A 21,959-nucleotide genomic window follows, 5' to 3' on the forward strand; every position below is an offset into this window, starting at 1 on the left:
TGTGACAAACATAATAAAGAAAAGGGAGCGAATCACCGGCTTTATATCCCAGGAATGTGGAATACGCCACATAACACTGTGGAATTTTTACACAATTCCACAACAGGCCATTCTATAATTCAAAGATGTTTACCTCGTTTCCATTTAATTATATATCACTAAAAATCAACAAGTTTCACTTCAAGCACATATTATATACTGTATTTTGGCATGCTACTTGTTAAATATTAATAGGATTCAACCCCTATAATAAATCTAAACTTAATCAAACATGAAAGTAATAAGGAAAGACGAATGGTTATTAAGTATTCTTTTTATGTTTCTTTTACCATCTCATCTATTTTCGCAGGCTACAAGTATGCCTGAAGTACAACCTACGGAAATACAGGAAGTCCAGGGAGATGACGACAGAAAAATAAGAGGAATCATTTATGATGAACAAGGAGAAACAATCATCGGAGCCTCTGTATTAATAAAAGGTGAAGAGACTGGAACCACCAGTGATATGGACGGTAAATTTACTTTGGAAGCCCCACTAGGAGCGACCCTTGTTATTTCTTACATCGGATACCATCCGCAGGAAATAAAAGTGAGAAAAAGAACTACTCTCAATATCATACTGAAAGAAGACAATCAGTTACTTGACGAAGTGGTGGTAGTAGGATACGGAACAGTTAAGAAAAGAGACTTGACAGGTTCCGTTTCGGGCGTATCGACCAGGCAGTTCAAGAACCAGCCGGTGAAACGGGTGGAAAATATACTCCAAGGCCGTACCCCCGGTGTGGAAGTCACCGCAACAAGCGGTGTGCCGGGAGCGGGTATGAAGGTGCGTGTACGGGGTACTACTTCTATCAATAAAAGCAGCGACCCTTTGTATGTGATAGACGGAATCATCTCTTCCAGCGGTCTGGACGGCATCAACCCCTCCGATATCCAGTCAATGGAAGTGCTGAAAGACGCTTCTTCCACCGCCATTTACGGTTCGCGGGGTTCAAACGGTGTCATATTAATCACCACCAAAGGTGGCACCGAGGGAAAAGCCAGCATTACGTTCGATGCTTCCGTAGGTCTTTCCACCGTAAGAAAACAATATGACTTACTGAACGCATACGAGTATGCAACGGCACTGAACGATATCCGCGGTTCGTCCACCATCCCGGCCGGAGACCTCGAAGCTTACAAGAACGGGACGAAAGGAATCAACTGGACTGACCTTATCACCCACACCGGTGTCACGCAGGATTACCGGCTAAGCATATCGGGCGGAAATGCCAAAGTGAAATATCTTGTTTCCGGAAATGTATTGGATCAGGAAGCCGTCACCATCGAAACGGACTACAAACGTTACGGTATCCGGGCAAACATCGACGCAGACGTAAAACCGTGGCTGACAATATCGGCGAAGATGAACGCCAGCAGTCTGCACAAGCACAACGATGGCGCCAACTGGCTTCATATCACCAATTTCTCACCTACAATGGAAATGAAAGACCCGGAAACCGGCGTATACAACAGAGACCCGTACAACATCGCCAACGGTTCGAACCCATATGGAGAGTTGATGGTGAATTACAGCGACAGTTACAGCTATAACCTCAATGCAAACCTGACCCTTTTATTTAAAATCATGAAAGGTCTTACCCTCTCAGTGCAGGGCGGTTATGATTACGACCACAGTCCTTCATATTCTTTCAAGTCGAAACTGGAAGCACCGGGCGCAATCAACAGCATGAGCAATACGAGCAATACGCACAATTACTGGCAAAACACCAACAACCTGACCTGGCAAAGACAATTCGGCGACCATAGCGTCACAGCAATGGCCGTATGGGAAATAAGCCGTTCATGGGATACGGGCTTGCAGGCTACCGGCTCCAATCTGAATAACGAGAGTGTAGGATACTGGAATATCGCCAACGCAGCCATAAGGAACGCGAGCAACTCGTACACCGAAGCATCCCTGGCTTCAGGCATCATACGTGCCAACTACGACTACAAGAAGCGGTATTTCATCACTGCCGCATTGAGAGCCGACGGTTCTTCCAAATTCCAGGGAAGCAACAAATGGGGCTATTTCCCATCCGCAGCAGTAGCCTGGGACATAGCAAAAGAGGGATTTATGAACGACCAGCACGTACTGGAACAACTAAAGCTAAGAGGCAGTTTCGGTGTCACCGGTAATCAGGACATTGCCGCTTACAGCACATTAGGAATGTTGTCGAGCGCAGCTTATGGCTGGGGAACCTCTACCGCTTTCACCGGATATTGGGGCAACCAGTTCCCGACACCCGGCATCACTTGGGAAAAGACTTATCAGTATGACCTCGGTATAGACCTGAGTCTGGGCGGTTTCAACATTACATTCGACTGGTTCAAGAAAATGACCAAAGACCTGCTCTTCCAAAAACAAGTGCCCAAGTACAACGGCGGCGGCACTTATTGGGTGAACCAAGGCGAATTGAACAATACGGGAATTGAATTTTCCGTCAACACCTTCCCGGTGAAAGGAACCGTAACCTGGGAAACAAGCTTCAATGCCGCTTATGTAAAGAATGAAGTAACCGACCTTGCCGGCAGCGATTTCGTCCTGACAGCCAATTATAGTGACTTGGGCGGCGCGATGCAAATCATGAAACCCGGCTATCCAATGGGTTCTTTCTACGTATATCAATGGAAAGGGTTCGATGACAAAGGCGCCAACCTCTATCAGAAAGCGGACGGCAGCCTGACCACCAACCCTACTTCCGAAGATTTGGTAATCAAAGGACAGGCAAGCCCGAAATGGACACTGGGATGGAACAATACAATCAGTTGGAAAAACTGGACTGTCAATGTCTTCTTCAATGCCGCTACCGGATACAACCGTCTGAACATCAGCCGTTACACGGCAGCATCCATGACGGGCAACTCACGTTTCGTCACCCTGCGGGACGCTTACTTCAAAGGTTGGGATCACGTAAGCAACAAGGCGGAAGCAACCTATCCAAGCCTTACCAACACCGACAGCAAGAATTACGCCAACTCGGACTTCTGGCTGGAAGACGCTTCTTTCGTCAAATTGAAGAATATCAGCATTTCATACCGTATCCCGAGACGGGTTGCCAAGTTTGCGAGTATACAATTGTCCGTCAGCGCGCAGGATCTCTTTACAATCACCCGCTACAAGGGAATGGATCCCGAAGTTTATACCAGCTACGACGGTCTGGATTACGGTGCCTACCCTATCCCCCGGACAATTACTTTCGGTGCTAAAATCAGATTTTAACCATTGAACCAATAAAAAAGAACAAGATGAAAACAGCATATAAATATATCAGAAGGACATTGCCATTCGTTTTCGCAGGCTTATGCCTGGCATCGTGCAACGACTTCCTGACAGAAGACCCTAAAGGGCAATTGACCTCAGAAAATTTCTTCAGCAACAAAGAAGACCTCGATGCTTCACTGACTGCATTATACTCCGTGATAGCAAGTTCGCAAGCCAGCAACAACCTTTGCGGCACAAACTTTCTAGTCGGCGATGATATTTCCACCCACCCTTCCAGCAACAAGCAACCGCTTAGGGAACATGACCAGTTTGATGTAAAGGATAACAATTCATGGCTGTCCAGCATGTGGGAACAGCGTTTCAAAGTTATCAAGGCAGCCAACTTTATCATAAACAATGCCGGACGCACTCCCGACGTGTCGGATGAAGAAATCAAGGCAGCCATCGGACAAGCACATTACTGGAGAGCGTATTCTTATTTCTACCTGGTGACAACTTGGGGAAAAGTGCCCATCATGCTGGAAGAGGAAATCAATTACAACGCTCCGCTGAAAACGGAAGAGGAAGTATATGAACTAATCGTGTCCGACTTGAAAATTGCAGAAACCGACTGCCCCATAAAGTACACCAAAGAGCCTTATGCAAGAAACGGATTCAATATCGCCGTAAGCCGGGGAGCCGTGAAAGCAACGATGGCTTATGTTTATATGTGTATGGCGGGATGGCCGCTCAACAAGGGTACGGAATATTATGAACTGGCCGCCGGCAAAGCAAAAGAAGTTATTGACGGCACCGAGGATGGCACTTATGACTATAAACTGCTGGACGAATACAGCAAAGTATATTCATGGGAATACAATAATAAAAATACGGAACTCCTGCTAGGTATCTATTACAATAGGGATCAGACTAACCAGTCAGCCCCCTTGACCGACTTTCTGCAAGACATGAAACAAGGCGGATGGGGTGACACAAACGGGGAAATCAAGTTTTGGAAGGAGTTTCCGGAAGGCCCGCGCAAAGACGCCACTTATTTTCCCAAAATCATGTTGAATGACGGTGAGCTGCATGACTGGTGGTACGATACCGATCCCCCCTCCCGCGAAGTAGTCGCGCCCGTTTTCATGAAGACTGTGGAAGGAGCCGTACGCGGGACGGAATTTGATTATAAGAATCCCGGACTGGTCAATGCTGCAGGCGAAAAGACATTCCAGTTGATACGTCTTTCGCAGGTATATTGCTGGTATGCCGAAGCAACAGGACGATCGGGACAGACCAACGCCAAAGCTGTTGAAGTATTAAATAAGGTACGTAACAGAGCTGATGGTAAAGAATCCGATATTTATAAAGAAACGATGAGTCCCGAAGAACTAGCGGAAGCAGCCTACAACGAACACGGTTGGGAAATGGCCGGATATTACTGGGGCGGCATTGCAAGCCGGGCAAGAGATATGTTCAGAATGTACCGGTACAAAGACCATTTTGAATATCGCAAGGAAAACCCGGCAATCGAAGTGGTTGAAGGTTCCAAGATTTTCAGAAAAGAAATAGTACCCGTTACGGGCACATGGGATGACAGCAAGATGTATGTTCCCTATCCCTACGAGGATGCCATCCTAAATCCGAACCTAAAGTAAACTGCTCTACAAAAACGTCTATATAGATTTCACCAACTGAAATAAATATTATATCTTTGCAAGGTTTTTACCAAGAAACTGAATAACAATATATCAAGAATATGATAGCTAAGATTGAACAACTTCTGAAAGAGGTGGAAGCCTTGCACGCCTCCAATGCCGAAGAACTCGAAGCTCTCCGCATCAAATACCTTAGCAAGAAGGGAGCCATTAACGACTTAATGGCGGATTTCCGTAACGTAGCCGCCGAACAGAAAAAGGAAGTCGGCATGAGACTGAACGAGCTGAAAAACAAAGCGCAGGATAAAATCAACGCGCTGAAAGAGCAGTTTGAAAGTCAGGACAACGGTTGCGACGGACTGGATTTGACGCGTTCGGCTTATCCCGTGGAACTGGGTACACGCCACCCGCTTACAATTGTAAAGAACGAAGTCATTGATATTTTCGCCCGTCTGGGATTCAGCATCGCTGAAGGTCCTGAAATTGAAGATGACTGGCATGTATTCTCGGCACTGAACTTTGCCGAAGACCATCCGGCACGCGACATGCAGGATACTTTCTTTATCGAAGCTCACCCGGACGTAGTTTTGCGTACGCATACTTCTTCCGTACAAAGCCGCGTGATGGAAGTTTCACAACCACCTATCCGCATCATCTGCCCGGGACGTGTATATCGTAACGAAGCTATCAGCTATCGTGCACACTGTTTCTTCCATCAGGTAGAAGCGTTGTACGTAGACAAGAATGTATCATTCACGGATTTGAAACAGGTATTGCTGCTTTTCGCCAAGGAAATGTTCGGCGCGGATACGAAGATACGTTTGCGTCCTTCCTACTTCCCGTTCACCGAGCCCAGCGCCGAAATGGATATCAGTTGTAATATCTGCGGCGGTAAAGGTTGTCCGTTCTGCAAACACACCGGCTGGGTGGAAATCCTCGGTTGCGGTATGGTAGACCCGAACGTGCTCGACGCCAACGGTATCGACAGCAAGGTGTACAGCGGTTATGCTCTCGGTATGGGTATCGAGCGTATCACGAACTTGAAATATCAGGTGAAAGACCTCCGTATGTTCTCTGAAAACGATACACGCTTCCTGAAAGAATTCGAAGCGGCATATTAAATAAAAGTGAATAGTGGTTAGTGATTAACGATTAGCCGGCTGCGCAATACAACCGCAGGCATTAATCACTAATCACTATTCCGTTAATCACTAACTACATGGCAAAGGATAGACTCATTACTTCCAGTTATTGTTTCATCTTGGCAGCCAACTTCCTGCTCTACTTCGGCTTTTGGTTGTTGATTCCTGTTTTGCCGTTCTATTTATCCGAATTTTTTAAGGCCGGAAACTCAACTATCGGTATCGTGCTTTCCTGCTATACGGTAGCGGCACTCTGCATCCGTCCTTTTTCCGGTTATCTGCTCGATACTTTTGCCCGCAAGCCTCTCTATCTTTTCGCTTACTTCATTTTTATGATGATGTTCGGGGGATATCTTATTGCCGGTTCGCTCACCCTATTTATTATATTCCGAATCATTCACGGTGTCTCTTTCGGGATGGTCACGGTAGGTGGAAATACAGTGGTAATCGACATTATGCCTTCTTCACGCAGAGGGGAAGGATTAGGTTATTACGGGCTTACAAACAATACGGCGATGTCCATCGGGCCGATGTTCGGATTATTCCTGCATGATGCAGGAGTTTCCTTTGCAACGATATTCTGCTATGCGTTCGGTTCTTGTATCTTAGGTTTTCTATGTGCAAGTCTGATAAAAACGCCTTATAAGCCCCCTGTGAAAAGGGAACCGATTTCACTCGACCGCTTTATCCTGCTGAAAGGGATGCCGGCGGGACTTAGCTTGCTGCTTCTTTCCATTCCTTACGGCATGACAACCAATTATGTGGCGATGTATGCCCATGAGATAGGTATCCATGCACAAACGGGATTCTTCTTTACTTTTATGGCGGTCGGCATGGCTATCTCACGGATATTCTCTGGCAAGCTGGTAGACAGGGGGAAAATAACGCAGGTGATAGCTGCCGGATTGTATCTGGTTGTGTTCAGCTTTTTCCTGCTTTCGGGCTGCGTGTATCTGATTAAGTGGAATGATACCGTATGCACGGTTTTGTTTTTCGGCATCGCATTGCTGATGGGCGTTGGGTTCGGAATTATGTTTCCGGCATTCAATACGTTGTTCGTGAATCTCGCCCCTAACAATCAACGGGGTACGGCGACTTCTACCTATCTTACTTCCTGGGACGTGGGAATCGGTATCGGGATGCTGACCGGAGGGTATATCGCAGAAATCAGCACATTTGACAAAGCTTATCTTTTCGGAGCCTGCCTGACGGTGGTTTCCGCTATCTATTTCAAGATCAAAGTAACGCCTCATTACCATAAAAACAAACTACGATGAGAAAGAAAGAACGTTATGAGAAAGTAATCGCCTGGTTTCAGGAAAATGTGCCTGTGGCCGAAACAGAATTACATTACAACAATCCGTATGAATTATTGATTGCCGTAATCCTTTCCGCACAATGTACAGACAAGCGGGTGAATATGATCACCCCGCCCCTGTACAGAGATTTTCCGACTCCGGAAGCATTGGCTGCCACTACTCCGGAAGTAGTTTTTGAATATATACGGAGTGTGTCTTATCCGAATAATAAGGCGAAACATCTGGTCGGCATGGCAAAGATGCTGGTCAATGACTTCAATAGCCAGGTGCCGGACAATATGGACGACTTGATAAAACTGCCCGGTGTGGGAAGAAAGACGGCGAATGTCATTCAGTCCGTGGTGTTCAACAAGGCGGCAATGGCGGTTGATACACATGTGTTTCGCGTCAGCCACCGTATCGGGCTGGTGCCGGACAGTTGTACGACTCCGTTCAGTGTAGAAAAGGAACTGATGAAGAATATCCCGGAAAAACTTGTACCGATCGCTCATCACTGGCTCATCCTGCACGGTCGTTATATTTGCCAGGCACGCACTCCGAAATGTGACACCTGTGGTTTGCAAATGATGTGCAAATATTTCTGTAACACGTATAAAGTTACAAAAGAGGCATCAAAAGGCAAGAATAAATAACGATTTAATAGCAGGGAACCGAAATAAATAGTAACTTTGCGGTCGTTCTAAAAGAAGAATTTTAAAACACTTTTAAATAAAAATAGAGTATTATGCAGACAATTGACAAATTCAATTTTGCCGGTAAAAAGGCATTTGTTCGCGTGGACTTCAATGTACCCCTGGACGAAAACTTCAACATTACAGATGACACTCGTATGCGTGCAGCTCTTCCTACTTTGAAGAAGATCCTGGCAGACGGCGGTAGCATCATCATTGGCTCTCACCTGGGCCGTCCGAAAGGCGTTGCCGATAAATTCTCCTTGAAGCATATCATCAAGCACCTGTCTGAATTACTGGGCGTTGAAGTTCAGTTTGCTAATGACTGCATGGGTGAAGAAGCTGCTGTAAAGGCTGCTGCTCTGCAACCGGGCGAAGTGCTGTTGCTCGAAAATCTTCGCTTCTACGCTGAAGAAGAAGGCAAGCCAAGAGGTCTGGCTGAAGACGCAACTGACGAAGAAAAAGCTGCTGCTAAGAAAGCTGTAAAAGAAAGCCAGAAAGAATTCACCAAGAAATTGGCTTCTTACGCTGACTGCTACGTTAACGATGCATTCGGTACTGCTCACCGTGCTCATGCCTCCACAGCATTGATCGCTAAATATTTCGACGTAAACAACAAGATGTTCGGTTACTTGATGGAGAAAGAAGTAAAGGCTGTCGATAAAGTGCTGAACGACATCAAACGTCCGTTCACTGCTATCATGGGTGGCTCTAAAGTTTCTTCCAAAATCGAAATCATCGAAAACCTGTTGAACAAGGTAGACAACCTGATTATCGCAGGCGGTATGACTTATACATTTACTAAAGCAATGGGCGGTAAGATCGGTATCTCTATCTGCGAGGACGACAAGCTTGACCTGGCTTTGGACTTGATCAAGAAAGCGAAAGAAAAAGGCGTTAACCTTGTCTTGGCTGTCGACGCTAAAATCGCTGATGCTTTCTCTAACGAAGCAAATACAAAATTCTGTCCGGTTGACGAAATTCCTGACGGATGGGAAGGTCTTGACATCGGTCCTAAGACTGAAGAAATATTCGCTAACGTTATCAAAGAATCAAAGACGATCCTTTGGAACGGTCCTACAGGCGTATTCGAATTTGAAAACTTCACTCACGGTTCACGTGCAGTAGGAGAAGCTATCGTTGAAGCAACCAAGAACGGTGCATTCTCACTCGTTGGTGGCGGCGACTCCGTAGCTTGTGTCAACAAGTTCGGCCTGGCTAGCGGCGTATCTTATGTTTCAACTGGTGGCGGCGCATTGCTTGAAGCAATCGAAGGAAAAGTTCTTCCGGGTATCGCTGCTATTCAAGAATAAGAAAGTTTATAGCTAATTTTTACAATAGTGAAATAAAAGGGCAATTCTTTGTGAAAAGAGTTGCCCTTGTTTGATAAGTATCAACCATAATCAAATACAACCACTTACCCCGAATAAAGCTGTCGATTTCAAACAGAATAACTACATTGCAGGCGTGTAATACAGTTTTTATTCCAAGCACCGCTTAAATCAGAGGTAATACCGGAGATAAGATAAATAGAATACAAACCTATTAATAACAGAAACTAAAAATCATGGAACACAAAATCGCCGAACCAAACGCCCGAGTTGACGTTGCCGACGTATTAAGGGGATTAGCAGTAATGGGAATTATCCTCTTGCACAGTATCGAACATTTCAATTTCTACTCTTTTCCGAAAGAGGTTCCTTTTGAATGGATGAACTTCACCGACCAAGCCATCTGGAGAGGATTATTCTTCGCATTCAGCAATAAAGCGTATGCGGTATTCGCCCTGCTTTTCGGTTTTAGCTTCTATATCCAAGACAATAACCAGCAGCGGAGAGGAAAGGATTTCCGCCTGCGGTTCTTATGGAGATTATTCATTCTGTTTATTATCGGACAGTTAAACGCGGCTTTCTTCACCGGAGAGATATTGACGATGTATGCCATTCTTGGAATTATCCTGCCGATATTCTGCCGGATGAGCGACCGTACTGTCCTCATCTTCGCCACCTTGCTTATTCTTCAGCCCATCGACTGGGTGAAACTGATTTATGCTGTATGCAATCCTGACTATGTGGCAGGAGAAAGCCTTGCACGTTATTATTTCGGCATCGCGTTCGATGTGCAGAAGAACGGGACATTCCTCGAAACGGTTCGTATGAATATGTGGGAAGGGCAGCTAGCCAATATGACTTGGGCGCTGGAACACGGACGCATCCTGCAAACACCGGGATTATTTCTGTTCGGTATGCTTGTAGGGCGCCGCCAATATTTCCTGTACAGCGAAAAGAACGAACGCTTATGGCTGAAGGCACTGGCTTTCTCCCTTCTCTGCTTCTTCCCTATCTACGGAATCAACAATATGTTGCCGGAGTTTATAGAACGGAGTGCCATACTTGTACCGTTGCAGCTTATCCTAAGTTCATTCAGCAACCTCAGCTTTATGGTATTGCTGGTGACGGGATTATTGCTGACTTTCTATCACGTGAAAGACCGTAGTTTCTTCATGCGTTTCACAACTTATGGAAAAATGAGCTTAACTAACTATCTCGGACAATCAATTTTCGGTTCGCTTTTGTTCTATCATTGGGGATTCGAACTGGGACGGTATTTAGGAATTACATACAGTTTCCTTTTTGGCATCCTTTTTGTTCTATTACAAATGGTATTCTGTTCGTGGTGGCTCCGCCATCATAAACACGGCCCTTTTGAAGGTCTTTGGAAACGCCTGACCTGGATTGGAAAAAATAAATAATTAAATCACAATGAACGAAAAAACGATTAATGAACAATACGCATATATACGTACCTTACTTGAAGATAAAAGGCTCAAGGAAGCCTTGATGCAACTGGAATCCTTGTTGTGGCAGTGTCCCGACTGGGATTTACGTACCCGCCTGGAGCAATTGCAGACCTCATACAAGTACATGCTGGACTATATGAGACAAGGCGCAAACGACCCGGAACGGTGGAATCTGTTTCAGAAAATGGTGGCGGACACATGGGGTATCGCCGACCAATCGCGGCTGCTCATGTTGGATAACGCTTCATCAAGATATTACCATGAGGTGCGCCGCACTCCCGTATCACCGGAATTGTCGGGCTACGGTATTAAAACAATACTTCATATATTGGAGTCATTTAATGACGACTTGGCAGTCAGCGGATTACTATCTGACGAAAAGATGGATGAAGTTCTGAAACGACATGAAGATACACTCAAATTTATGTTTATAAGAACATGGACAAACAGTTCATGGACTACACAGGACGAAGAAGAAGCACAAGCCATGCTGGCATCGGAATTACTTCCGGGGGACGATTTATGCCTGTTCGTCAGTGCTGTCACATTGAGCTTGATGGACTGTTTCGATATGCGGAAAATCATGTGGCTGCTCGACGCATACCGCCATCCGAATGTCAATGTCAGCCAGCGGGCATTAGTAGGTGCGATGATTATTTTCCACATTTACAGAAACCGGCTCACTTTCTATCCGGAACTTATCAAGCGGGTGGATCTCATGGAAGAAATCCCTTCCTTCATCGATGACGTCGCACGTATCTATCGCCAGATGCTACTGTGTCAGGAGACGGAGAAAATCGACAAGAAGATGCGGGAAGAGATTATTCCCGAAATGCTGAAGAATGTTTCTTCGATGAAGAATATGAGGTTCGGCTTTGAGGAAAATGACGAAGAGAATGATGACAAGAACCCGGATTGGGAAGATGCTTTCGAAAAGTCGGGACTGGGAGATAAATTGCGTGAAATGAACGAGCTCCAGTTGGAAGGAGCCGATGTATATATGAGCACGTTTGCCGCTTTGAAGAATTATCCGTTCTTCCGCGAAGTGCAGAACTGGTTTTATCCGTTCAGCAAGCAGCAGTCTAATGTGCTTAAATCACTGAAACAAACGGGAAACCAGGGAAGCAGCTTACTGGATTTGATTCTCCAGTCGGGATTTTTCAGCAATAGTGACAAATATTCGTTGTTCTTTACCATCCACCAGTTGCCACAGATGCAGCAGGATATGATGTTGAGCCAGCTCAACGAACAGCAGGTGGCTGAATTGGCAGAAAAATCGAACGCCGAGACAATGAAGCGGTTCAATGAACGTCCGGGGACAGTCAGCAACCAGTATCTGCATGACCTTTACCGTTTCTTCAAGCTCAGTGTACGCCGCAAGGAGTTCAGGGATATTTTTAAAGAGAAGCTCGATCTCCATCATGTTCCCGCACTCGACAATATATTGTCTTGGGAAGATGTTTTATTCCCTATTGCCGATTTCTATTTGTCAAAAGAACGTTGGGATGAGGCTATCGAGATTTTTGAGGAGTTGGAGGCTATCGGTGAGTTTGAAGAAGACTGTGCGGAGTATTATCAGAAATTCGGATATGCGCTACAGAAAAGAAAGAAATACGCAGAAGCTATCCAAGCCTATCTGAAGGCTGATACATTGAAGCCGGATAATATCTGGAACAATCGCCACTTGGCTATTTGCTATCGGTTAAACAGAAATTACCAAGCGGCTCTCACCTATTATAAAAAGGTGGAAGAGATTGCACCGGAAGATGTGAATGTTACTTTCCACATCGGTAGCTGTCTGGCTGAAATGGGACAATATGAGGAAGCGCTGAATTATTTCTTCAAACTGGATTTCATCGAAAACAACTGTGTAAAAGCATGGCGTGGCATCGGATGGTGTTCATTCATCAGCCAAAAATACGAACAAGCGATGAAGTATTACGAGAAAATCATCGAACAGAAGCCATTGGCTATCGACTATATGAACGCCGGACACGTTGCCTGGGTGATGGGAGATATCCAGAAGGCGGCTGTTTTCTACGGAAAGGCGATTACAGCCAGCGGAAACCGGGAACGGTTCCTTGAAATGTTCCATAAAGATGAGGAATCTCTCCTCAAACAGGGTGTTCGAGAAGAGGATATCCCTTTGATGCTGGATTTAATCTAGTTTTCCGCCTTTCCTGAGATACAGGATTTCTTCCTGAGGTTCGGGATCAACTTATTAACTATAATTTCTTTAGCTCCCCGTACAGTTTTTGTATGGGGAGTCCCATTATATTGTAGAAGCTGCCGGAAATAGATTTTACTCCGATATAACCAATCCATTCCTGAACACCATAAGCGCCTGCCTTATCCATAGGCTGGTAACGGTCAACATAATACTGGATTTCATCTTCGGACAAGACATCGAACTGTACATCGGAAGAGGCGGTAAAGCTCTTTTGCCATTCGGTAGTGGTCAGGCAAACACCCGTGAAGACCTGATGGGATTTTCCCGAAAGCGTACGAAGCATCTCAACAGCCCCTTCCCTACCTTCCGGCTTACCCAGGACTTTCCCGTCCAACCAGACGATGGTATCCGCCGTCACCAACAATTCGCCCGGTTGCATCATAGCACGATAGGCGTCAGCTTTTTCACGGGCGATAAATTCCGGTATCTCCGCACCTGCCAAGGTATCGGGATAGGACTCATCTACATCAGGTAATGTCCTGACTATATAATCTACTCCCAAGCCCGACATCAACTCTTTTCTACGAGGTGAATTGGAGGCCAGTATGATCTGATATTTCTTTAGATTATCAAGCATTGTTTCATTTACGATTGGATAATTTACTATTCATGATTGGAAATACTGTTTGTTGATACCAATCATATCATTAATTTTATCACCAGCCAAAGGCGTCTTGTGCCATCCACAAGCCATGAGCTTTCAAGACTTGCTCCACAACATCACGCCCACAGCCACAGCCACCGTCCGCATAAGAGATGTACTTCGCAACGGATTTCACTTCCGGCACGGCATCCTTCGGACAGCAGGGAAGCCCACATTCCCGCATCACTTCAATATCGGGTACGTCATCTCCCATATATAATATTTCATCGTCAGCCAATCCGTATTTGTCACGGAAGGCACGATAATCGTGTATCTTCACCGCAGAGCCCATATATAAGTCCTTCACTCCCAAGCCTTCAAAACGGATGCGTACCGCCTCTGTCCGCCCACCGGTGATGATGGCAATATAAAGCCCTTTTTTCACAGCCAGTTGGATAGCATATCCGTCCTTGATATTCACAGTACGCATCGGCTCACCTGAAGGGTGCAGCGGAACTGTGGTTGAACTCAATACTCCGTCCACATCAAAAGCTAATGCCTTGATACGGGATAAATCATAATTGATGGTGCTCATGGATACTTTTACTCATTAGTTTATATATTTCCTGTAATGCCGGAGAGTCCGCCAACATCGCAAGATGATTGCTTATCACATTTTCATCATAACGTACAGCCGGCCCGGTTTGTGCATCACGAGGTGCCAGTTCGTGTACTTTACGCGCCGTTTCATCAATCAGCGGAAGCATGACATCGAAAGGCAGGTTATATTTCTCAAGCAATTCCGCTGCCAGCGCATACATATGATTAGTGAAGTTACAGATGAAAACAGCAGCCAGGTGAAGGCTCTTACGCTGTTCGGAAGTGGCTTCATAAACATTCTCCGAAAGAGTGGCGGCGATAGCTTTCAGAAGTTCCGCATCTTCCGGCCTTATGGCTTCAATAAAGAAGGGTATCTCTTGAAATTTGACTTCACGCTGTTTGCTGAATGTCTGCATCGGATAGAACACTCCGTAGCGCTCCGTATATCCTTCCCAAATACTCATCGGGATACTTCCTGCCGTGTGTACCAACAAGGCGTTCGGTTTGCCCTCCGTTATCTGGGGCAATAGCTCTACAAAAGCAGCATCTTTCAAGGATACGATATACAATCTGGCTTCTTTCGAGATTTCCTGTAAGTCGGTGGTATATTCTGCTTCCACCTGTCCGGCTAAGGCACGGGCGGATTCTTCAGTCCGGCTATATATCTGCACTATGCGGAAGCCTTTATGGTAGAGTGCTTTTGCCAGGTTGGTGGCCAAGTTTCCCGCACCGATAAACACAATCGGGGTGTCTTCTATACTTCTGTTCATCATCTCTTTACCGTTTTGCAATCCAAAATAGAATTATTCCGACTATAAGCAAGGTCAACGGCAGCAAATATCCTGACAGTGAGCCCAATAACGACATCACCAGACCGATATTCATCACCAGCCAAAGCCCCAGCAATACGAAGCCGATGGATTTATCACGCTTGAAAATAAGGAAGCAAATAGAAGCATATAGCAGCATGTTATCCTTATTCATCACCCAGGGTAAGCCGACGGAAGAAAAATGAATCAGTTTATCTATCAAATAAAGTGCTCCGATTACCATAAAGGTAACGGCAGTAGCCATATAGGTATCTTTACTGTTATTTGCTTTGGCAGCTCCCATTGTTATTTTCCTCCGAATTTATTGATATGAATTTTCTCCCACTGAAGATGTTCCTCATTGAAAGGTTTGCGTTCCATCCCTTTATGTCCGATAGCAATGACGGAAAGTATCTGAAGCTGTAAAGGAATATCCAGTATTCCATGGACAAATTCGTCGGAAGGCATTCCGGTAGCAGTAAAACGCTCACGTACCTGCACCCAGCAACTACCCAAGCCAAGGTCTTCGGCCTGCAACTGTATCATAATGGAAGCGATAGAAGCATCTTCGATCCACACATCACTCGCCAACGGATCGGCCATTACGACAATTGCCAAAGCGGCATCGGCAATAAAGGAAGAAGCCTGTTCTTTACAATGAGACAACTCTTTCAACATTTCTTTATCATCAACTACCACAAATTGCCAACTGTTACTGCGTTTGGAAGAGGGGGACATCAAGGCTGCTTTCATCAATGCAACAACTTCGTCCTGCGTCAGTTCTTCATCAGTAAACTTGCGCATACTGCGACGGTTCTTTATCAATTCACTGAAATTTTCCATATTATTTCCGGTTTCATTTGATTAATGTATGCAAAGATAAAGCAAACCAAGCGTAATAAGAAATAAAATAGTATCTTTGCACTGACAAATAATATCATGGTATGAAAAAGCGAATTACGCAGGACGATTACATTAAAGCGAATCGTAAAGCAAGCCGGGAGGCTGAAATTGAAATGTACGGACACCCTATTTGTCACAAACGGGTGCACCAGTCAAAGAAAGTATATAACCGCAAAAAGATAAAGGCAGCCAACAAAGAGCTGCCTTATTTTTTGTCCTTTTTTAAACGGATTACCTATAATATAAACGAATTATACTATTCTCGTCAACTCTCCGGTAGTGGAATCAATAATAAAACCGTAAACCTTCACGTCTGACGGAATCAGAGGATGGCGCACAATAAAATCAACTGTTCCTCGCACCGACTTCTCCGTATCTTCAAAGCCATCGAGCCACGAATGGAAATCGACTCCGCAGAAACGCATCATGTCTATATAATCCGGATTGATGCCCCGTGCCTTCATTTTCTCAAGCATTTCTTCGCTGTGCATATGACAGGCTCCACAATCGGAATGTGCAATCACCATAATTTCCTCTACACCCAGTTCAAAAATAGCAACGAGCAGACTACGAATCACACTACCAAAGGGATGGGAAATAACCCCACCCGCATTTTTTATCATTTTTACATCTCCATTCTTGATACCTAATGCGGCAGGCAACAACGCTGTCAGCCGTGTATCCATACAGGAGAGAATAGCAATTTTCTTATCGGGATACTTGTTTGTAATATACGCTTCATATCCCTTGTTCTCAACGAACCTTTTGTTGTAAGCAAGTATTTCTTCTAACATAACTTTTTGTTTTATTTGATATGTAACCATACAAAGATAAAGAAAAAACAAGAAAGAGGGACATATCATCGCGATATATCCCTCCTCCATAAATTAAAAATTAATCTTCATCTGTTTTTTTAACTTACAAAAGAGCTTCTTAATAATTCGGATTCTGATAATTCACGCCATTCTCTATCACATCCGTAAATGACTGCGGAATAGGGCGCACGGTATGAGTATTGTCCTGAAAATACTGACCGATATCCGGATTGGTTTGTTTCAGGTATTCCGATGACAATTTACCGGTTCTCTTCAAATCGAACCATCGGGTACTTTCACCCGCCAACTCTCTTGCCCGTTCGTCTAAAATATACTGAATATTCACTGTACCATTATATGTAGAGGCACCAGCCCGGCTACGTACCTTGTTTATATATTTATTCGCATTAGTTCCGCCTGTCAGATAAAAATCAGCTTCAGCAGCTAACAAATAAATTTCGGCCATACGCATCGTTATAATTGAAGCATTGCTCCCATAACGCCCCTTACTCCAGTTAGATACTGTAACGTTTGTCGTATTAAACTTGGATAAGGAAGGATAGAAATAATAAAATGGATTCAAAACGCTTTTACCGTCGTTCTGACGAGTATAGTTCATTTTCACTCTTCCATTATCATCATATAAATCTTCAATGTCCACAATCATATAAGGAGCACTCAGTTTCTGAGCCTTCAAAGTCTCATAACCGGCTTCTTCCGGACGAATTATACGGATAGCGTCATCGCCTGCTTTCAAAGACGTAGCAGTTGTTATGTTATTGGTCCTGTCCATTTCCGTAATTTTATCTTCAGACCAAGTGAAGTTTTTATTAGCTACCCATGCGGTCTTGAAAGAAGCGAAATAACGGGGGTCAAGTGTATTATCAGCCTCTACATACAAGTCCAATAAATATTTGGAAGGCATAAATTCACCTTCGGGATTACCTCCCCACTGTTTAATTCCATCTTCTGTCTTTTCAATAGCAGGAAAATAATAAGTATTACAGTAAAATTCCATCCAATTCAAGTTGTTCTGCCACTTGTTGACACTACCATACTGGCTACTACAAGCAATGGAAAACATAGACTCCTTATTATTCTGATTGTTAGCATCAGCAAATACTTCTTCATAAGAAGAATACATATAAGTATCCAGGTTTGCCCCACCGGCTTCACAATCACGAATCAACTCGTCTGCCAAATTCTTGGCTGCCTGCAAATAATCAGAGCAACCATATTCTTTAGTTGTCAGATAAGCTTTCACCAAATAGGCTTTAGCGGATTTTCGTAAGGCACGCCCCTCTTCTTCCGGACGGGATACAGGCAGATAGGTGGCAGCAAATTCCAGATCAGGAATGATACAATTCTTATAAACCTCCAAAGGCTCAACCCTGCCCGGAGCCATGTTTACACTTTCAGCTTTACCGGTAACAAGAGTAACCCCACCAAATGTTTCTACCAGATTATAGTAATATAAAGCTCTTAAAAAGTGCGCTTCTGCAATAGTAGCATTTTTCACTTCTACCGATTCCCAGTCAATAACTTTATCAGCTTGTGCAAGTGCCAAATTGCAGGAACCAATCCCATCATATCCGGAATTCCAGATACTTTGAGCCATATTCAAGTTCATTGCTCCTCCTTCCGCATATTTAAAGTAATTAGCATTCGTGTTCGAATTTTGTTTAGCCGTCCACAAATCAGTACCTGCTTCTGCTAGTTGAATATAAATCTGCTTGCCATTAAAACTACGCTGCAATCCGAAGTAACAATTGTTTATTGCCAACTGAAAACCATTTTGAGTTGTCATCAATGATTCAATATCCGAACCTCCCGGATTGTATTCGTCCAGAGAACAGGATACTCCTCCAAGAATCCAGACTGTAGCTAACAATACATTATATATTTTTCTATTTTTCATAACTCTCACTAATTAAAATGTTACATTTACACCAAATACAAATCTCTTGGTCAACGGGAAATTCGATGCACCGTTACGCTCCGGATCCAAGTCTCTCATCAACTCTTCTTTAGCGAAAATAAACGGATCGTAAGCTGTAGCATATACACGAAGTTTTTCCATATGAATCTTAGCCAAGCACTTTTTGGGAAGAGAATATCCCAAAGTGATATTTTTCACTTTGACATATGAACCATCCATATAAGCTAAAGAGGAGAAGCCGACATAATTACTTTTTTGTTCATGAAGACCCGGACGAGGTAAATAAGCTCCCTGGTTTTCGGGTGTCCAGTAGTCAATTCCTGTCGGCGAATTATCCCAGCTTGTGGTCGGGTTATAACGAGTAATAACATCATTGTTAACCATAAATCCCCAACGAGCCATGATAAAGAAACTCAAGTCAAAATCACGATAGGTGAAGTTATTCTGAAAACCGAGAATCCAGTCCGGTGTCTTCTTACCCAAGATAAAATAGTCTGTTTTATTACTGTACGTATGAATACCTTTATCATTGAACGAGCCATCTGTAGCTAGTTTGATATCACCAGGTTTACAGTTATACCGAGCGGCTTCATCTGCCTCTGCTGTCGACCAGATTCCCAAATTTTTATAGTCATAGAAGACACTGATTGCTTCTCCTTCAAATAGTTTTTCGTCTTTCACGTCTCCGTCCGGCAAAGAAACAATCTTTTCCTTATTGGCAGTAAAGGTTATATTGGAAGACCATGTGAAATTCTTCTTTACTATATTCTGAGTATTTAACGAGATTTCGACACCTTTATTATTTGTCTCACCAAGGTTCTGCCATGCTTTTAACGGTGAGCCCCAGCCCGATACTCCTGAAGTGATCGGCATCGTACGTGCATACAACAAATCTTTCGTATCTGTATTGTACCAGTCGAGAGTCAGATTAACTCTTCCATTAAACAATCCTAAATCAATACCAATGTTTGTATTGTAAGACTTTTCCCAGCCTACATCAGGATTACCATACGTTCCTCCAAACTGAATATGACCGACTCCGCTATTCCCGAAACCGACCCCGGTCGTATAGGTGTAACTTCCTGTAGTAGAAGAATAAGCGGCATCTTTACGGCCGGAATTTCCAGTTACACCATAGCCTGCACGAAACTTAAAATTAGACAGCCAGTTCTGTGTTTTCTCCATAAAAGCTTCGTCACTAATACGCCACGCAATAGCCGCAGCCGGAAAAGAGTCCCATTTATGTCCGACAGCTAAATGAGAAACCCCATCCCAACGATTAGAGAAAGTAAACAAATACTTACCTTGATAATTATAGTTGAAACGAAATGCATAAGACATTGATTGTGTCTGTGAGAAACTTGATCTTACTACTACTTTTTCCGTACCAGCTCCCAGATTGTGAAATGATTGCGAAGCAAGTTCCTGTCCCTGCGCATGACTCTCATTTGCTTCATCCTGTTTTTTTGACCAGGAAGTGATCCCTGTGATACCAAAATTATGATCTTTGGCCAATGTAAAATTGTAAGTCAGTACATTCTCCCATCTATAAGCATAAGAAGAGCTGTTATATATCTCAGCAAGAGGCGCCTGATAACCGGAAGTTATATTGGCAATCGATTTCTTTCCATAGAAAACCCCATTGCGGGCATTATTCAATGTAGTTCCAAGTACCGATTTGAAAGACAATCCTTTCAATGGAGTCAATTCCAGATAAGCATTACCGGCAAAATACGTGCTACGTGTATTGTTTACATATTGATTTTTGGCTTCATCAGCCATCGGATTCACCTTTCCCCCATCTTTACAATATTCATAGTTTATGTTACCTTCGGCATCATAAACATCACCTAATGGCAGGAAAGTCAATGCATTCACAAACACACCTTGGTTACGCGAATTACTATCGGTATACGTCAGATTGGTATTGAAACCGACTTTTGCCCAAGAGAAAATTGATTGATCCAAATTCAGACGCATACTGTAACGTTTACGATCATCGTTTTTAATCAACCCTTCTTCATTATTATAATTCAAAGAAGCAAAAACCTTTGTCTTTTCCGTCCCTCCTGTCACTGATAGGTTATAGTTTTGCTGAACACCATTTTTCCCCATTACTTCGTCTACCCAGTCAATCCATTTACCGGCCTCATAAGCTTCAAGTACCCCTGGTTTATCAAAGATTGTAGACATAAATTCCGGATATTCTTCGTTATTTTTTGTCCGCCAAGCTTCTTTCTTTAAATTAACATATTCATCGCCAACCATTCCATGAGGAAATTTGGCAAAGCCACTGATTCCGACGTAGGCATCAAAGTTAACCGTAGCTTTTCCCGTTTTACCCTGTTTGGTGGTAATAATTACAACACCATTGGCTCCTGCCGAGCCATAAATAGCTGTTGAAGAAGCATCTTTCAAGACTTCAATAGATTCAATATCCGCCGGATTCACTTGATTATAACTACCTTGAATTCCGTCGATAATAAACAAGGGAGTATTAGAACCATAAATAGAACGAGTACCACGCAATTGAATATCAACATCCGCACCTGCCTTTCCTGAAGATTTCATAATATCCAGACCTGCGACTTTCCCCTGTAATGCTTCCATCGGATTATTAACCGGGCTCATCGTAATTTCGCCACTTTTAACGGAAGTCACCGCACCCGTCAAATCGCGCTTCTTCACCATACCATAACCTATCACCACTACTTCATCCAAAGCCTGAGTATCCGCCACCATTTTCACATTGACCGGCGTACTGCCAGTTACAGTTACCGTCTGTTCCTTGTACCCGATATAAGAGATAACCAGCTCTTTCTTTCCCGCCGGGAGATCAATTGAGAAGTGACCGTCAAAATCTGTAATCGTACCCGTACTTGTACCTTTCACAACAATGGAAACACCAATCAGCGGTTCACCATTTTCATCAATAATAGTTCCTTTTACAGTTTTCGTTTGTGTGATAACTTGCACCATAGCATTAGAGGCTCCATCTCCTGCATAAACAGAAAAAGATAGAGGGGCACACAATAAGGATAGCCCTAAAATCATGGAAGTACGGCTACAATGTGTCTTCCACGCTTCAACAAATGCATAATCTTTCATTCGTTCTAATTTAAAGTTAATATTAATTATCCTTGTTTTACAAGAAAACAGTTGATTATAATCAATTAAAAGACGTTTATGATTCCAATAAGTACTCACCATTAATATCTTATTTCTCTTTTTCAATACATTTCT

17 protein-coding genes are annotated in these 21,959 nt (G+C 43.8%); 9 read left to right on the forward strand and 8 right to left on the reverse strand.

From position 1 onward, the window contains the following. The first annotated feature begins 271 nt into the window (after window positions 1-271). The 8 genes from ACGHVY_RS12650 (at window position 272) to ACGHVY_RS12685 (ending at window position 13,004) form a co-directional block, all read left to right on the forward strand. Complete coding sequence (locus tag ACGHVY_RS12650; RefSeq protein WP_390599359.1) at window positions 272-3,265, forward strand: SusC/RagA family TonB-linked outer membrane protein; 2,994 nt, start codon at window positions 272-274, stop codon at window positions 3,263-3,265. 26 nt (window positions 3,266-3,291) lie between these two features. Continuing rightward, the gene (locus ACGHVY_RS12655; RefSeq protein ID WP_390599360.1) at window positions 3,292-4,905 is read left to right on the forward strand and encodes a RagB/SusD family nutrient uptake outer membrane protein; all 1,614 of its coding nucleotides are present in this window, start codon (window positions 3,292-3,294) and stop codon (window positions 4,903-4,905) included. Between the two features lie 101 nt (window positions 4,906-5,006). Then, window positions 5,007-6,026 (forward strand): phenylalanine--tRNA ligase subunit alpha, encoded by a 1,020-nt coding sequence (pheS, locus tag ACGHVY_RS12660; protein WP_308744587.1) that lies wholly within the window; start codon window positions 5,007-5,009, stop codon window positions 6,024-6,026. A 98-nt stretch (window positions 6,027-6,124) separates the two neighbouring features. Further along, the gene (locus ACGHVY_RS12665) at window positions 6,125-7,324 is read left to right on the forward strand and encodes an MFS transporter (RefSeq protein ID WP_308744586.1); all 1,200 of its coding nucleotides are present in this window, start codon (window positions 6,125-6,127) and stop codon (window positions 7,322-7,324) included. Further along, a complete protein-coding gene (nth, locus tag ACGHVY_RS12670) occupies window positions 7,321-7,998 on the forward strand; it encodes an endonuclease III (RefSeq protein ID WP_390599361.1) in 678 nt (225 codons plus the stop codon). Before ACGHVY_RS12665 ends, nth begins: the two co-directional genes overlap by 4 nt. A 92-nt stretch (window positions 7,999-8,090) precedes the next feature. Further along, window positions 8,091-9,350: a phosphoglycerate kinase gene (locus ACGHVY_RS12675; RefSeq protein ID WP_308744584.1), complete on the forward strand. Its 1,260-nt coding sequence runs from the start codon at window positions 8,091-8,093 to the stop codon at window positions 9,348-9,350. A gap of 254 nt (window positions 9,351-9,604) precedes the next feature. Then, window positions 9,605-10,789 (forward strand): DUF418 domain-containing protein, encoded by a 1,185-nt coding sequence (locus ACGHVY_RS12680; protein ID WP_390599362.1) that lies wholly within the window; start codon window positions 9,605-9,607, stop codon window positions 10,787-10,789. A gap of 10 nt (window positions 10,790-10,799) precedes the next feature. Then, complete coding sequence (locus tag ACGHVY_RS12685) at window positions 10,800-13,004, forward strand: tetratricopeptide repeat protein (protein WP_308744582.1); 2,205 nt, start codon at window positions 10,800-10,802, stop codon at window positions 13,002-13,004. Between the two features lie 58 nt (window positions 13,005-13,062). On the opposite strand, the gene ACGHVY_RS12690 is transcribed toward ACGHVY_RS12685, so the two are convergent. The 5 genes from ACGHVY_RS12690 to ACGHVY_RS12710 all read right to left on the reverse strand — a co-directional run bounded on the left by ACGHVY_RS12690 (window position 13,063) and on the right by ACGHVY_RS12710 (window position 15,902). Further along, window positions 13,063-13,644, reverse strand: a complete 582-nt coding sequence (locus ACGHVY_RS12690; protein WP_308744581.1) for a Maf-like protein — start codon at window positions 13,642-13,644, stop codon at window positions 13,063-13,065. Window positions 13,645-13,723: 79 nt separating this feature from the next. Further along, complete coding sequence (locus ACGHVY_RS12695; protein WP_390599363.1) at window positions 13,724-14,245, reverse strand: KdsC family phosphatase; 522 nt, start codon at window positions 14,243-14,245, stop codon at window positions 13,724-13,726. Continuing rightward, window positions 14,226-15,020, reverse strand: coding sequence for a DUF2520 domain-containing protein (locus ACGHVY_RS12700; protein WP_308744596.1), 795 nt, complete (start codon window positions 15,018-15,020; stop codon window positions 14,226-14,228). The genes ACGHVY_RS12695 and ACGHVY_RS12700 overlap by 20 nt, the downstream gene beginning before the upstream one ends. Window positions 15,021-15,027: 7 nt before the next feature. Next, a complete protein-coding gene (locus ACGHVY_RS12705; protein ID WP_390599364.1) occupies window positions 15,028-15,363 on the reverse strand; it encodes a hypothetical protein in 336 nt (111 codons plus the stop codon). A 2-nt stretch (window positions 15,364-15,365) separates the two neighbouring features. Beyond that, window positions 15,366-15,902, reverse strand: a complete 537-nt coding sequence (locus tag ACGHVY_RS12710) for a nitroreductase family protein (protein ID WP_055221928.1) — start codon at window positions 15,900-15,902, stop codon at window positions 15,366-15,368. A gap of 101 nt (window positions 15,903-16,003) precedes the next feature. On the opposite strand from ACGHVY_RS12710, the gene ACGHVY_RS12715 reads away from it, so the two are divergent. Next, a complete protein-coding gene (locus ACGHVY_RS12715) occupies window positions 16,004-16,279 on the forward strand; it encodes a hypothetical protein (protein WP_308744579.1) in 276 nt (91 codons plus the stop codon). Here ACGHVY_RS12715 and ACGHVY_RS12720 read toward each other — a convergent pair. The 3 genes from ACGHVY_RS12720 to ACGHVY_RS12730 all read right to left on the reverse strand — a co-directional run bounded on the left by ACGHVY_RS12720 (window position 16,214) and on the right by ACGHVY_RS12730 (window position 21,824). Next, on the reverse strand, window positions 16,214-16,756 hold the full coding sequence (locus tag ACGHVY_RS12720) for a beta-class carbonic anhydrase (RefSeq protein ID WP_390599365.1): 543 nt from the start codon (window positions 16,754-16,756) through the stop codon (window positions 16,214-16,216). The genes ACGHVY_RS12715 and ACGHVY_RS12720 overlap by 66 nt on opposite strands. A 139-nt stretch (window positions 16,757-16,895) precedes the next feature. After that, complete coding sequence (locus ACGHVY_RS12725; protein ID WP_308744577.1) at window positions 16,896-18,695, reverse strand: RagB/SusD family nutrient uptake outer membrane protein; 1,800 nt, start codon at window positions 18,693-18,695, stop codon at window positions 16,896-16,898. Window positions 18,696-18,707: 12 nt separating this feature from the next. Next, entirely contained in the window at window positions 18,708-21,824 is a 3,117-nt protein-coding gene (locus ACGHVY_RS12730; protein WP_390599366.1) for a SusC/RagA family TonB-linked outer membrane protein, read from the reverse strand. Window positions 21,825-21,959: the final 135 nt, after the last annotated feature.

Source organism: Bacteroides sp. f07 (genome assembly GCF_042854785.1).
GTDB lineage: Bacteria > Bacteroidota > Bacteroidia > Bacteroidales > Bacteroidaceae > Bacteroides.

What these genes read in the sequence shown, in the direction of transcription:
- ACGHVY_RS12650 (WP_390599359.1), top strand. Translation starts at nt 272, where the DNA reads ATGAAAGTAATAAGGAAAGACGAATGGTTATTAAGTATTCTTTTTATG.
- ACGHVY_RS12655 (WP_390599360.1), top strand. Translation starts at nt 3,292, where the DNA reads ATGAAAACAGCATATAAATATATCAGAAGGACATTGCCATTCGTTTTC.
- pheS (WP_308744587.1), top strand. Translation starts at nt 5,007, where the DNA reads ATGATAGCTAAGATTGAACAACTTCTGAAAGAGGTGGAAGCCTTGCAC.
- ACGHVY_RS12665 (WP_308744586.1), top strand. Translation starts at nt 6,125, where the DNA reads ATGGCAAAGGATAGACTCATTACTTCCAGTTATTGTTTCATCTTGGCA.
- nth (WP_390599361.1), top strand. Translation starts at nt 7,321, where the DNA reads ATGAGAAAGAAAGAACGTTATGAGAAAGTAATCGCCTGGTTTCAGGAA.
- ACGHVY_RS12675 (WP_308744584.1), top strand. Translation starts at nt 8,091, where the DNA reads ATGCAGACAATTGACAAATTCAATTTTGCCGGTAAAAAGGCATTTGTT.
- ACGHVY_RS12680 (WP_390599362.1), top strand. Translation starts at nt 9,605, where the DNA reads ATGGAACACAAAATCGCCGAACCAAACGCCCGAGTTGACGTTGCCGAC.
- ACGHVY_RS12685 (WP_308744582.1), top strand. Translation starts at nt 10,800, where the DNA reads ATGAACGAAAAAACGATTAATGAACAATACGCATATATACGTACCTTA.
- ACGHVY_RS12690 (WP_308744581.1), bottom strand. Translation starts at nt 13,644, where the DNA reads ATGCTTGATAATCTAAAGAAATATCAGATCATACTGGCCTCCAATTCA.
- ACGHVY_RS12695 (WP_390599363.1), bottom strand. Translation starts at nt 14,245, where the DNA reads ATGAGCACCATCAATTATGATTTATCCCGTATCAAGGCATTAGCTTTT.
- ACGHVY_RS12700 (WP_308744596.1), bottom strand. Translation starts at nt 15,020, where the DNA reads ATGAACAGAAGTATAGAAGACACCCCGATTGTGTTTATCGGTGCGGGA.
- ACGHVY_RS12705 (WP_390599364.1), bottom strand. Translation starts at nt 15,363, where the DNA reads ATGGGAGCTGCCAAAGCAAATAACAGTAAAGATACCTATATGGCTACT.
- ACGHVY_RS12710 (WP_055221928.1), bottom strand. Translation starts at nt 15,902, where the DNA reads ATGGAAAATTTCAGTGAATTGATAAAGAACCGTCGCAGTATGCGCAAG.
- ACGHVY_RS12715 (WP_308744579.1), top strand. Translation starts at nt 16,004, where the DNA reads ATGAAAAAGCGAATTACGCAGGACGATTACATTAAAGCGAATCGTAAA.
- ACGHVY_RS12720 (WP_390599365.1), bottom strand. Translation starts at nt 16,756, where the DNA reads ATGTTAGAAGAAATACTTGCTTACAACAAAAGGTTCGTTGAGAACAAG.
- ACGHVY_RS12725 (WP_308744577.1), bottom strand. Translation starts at nt 18,695, where the DNA reads ATGAAAAATAGAAAAATATATAATGTATTGTTAGCTACAGTCTGGATT.
- ACGHVY_RS12730 (WP_390599366.1), bottom strand. Translation starts at nt 21,824, where the DNA reads ATGAAAGATTATGCATTTGTTGAAGCGTGGAAGACACATTGTAGCCGT.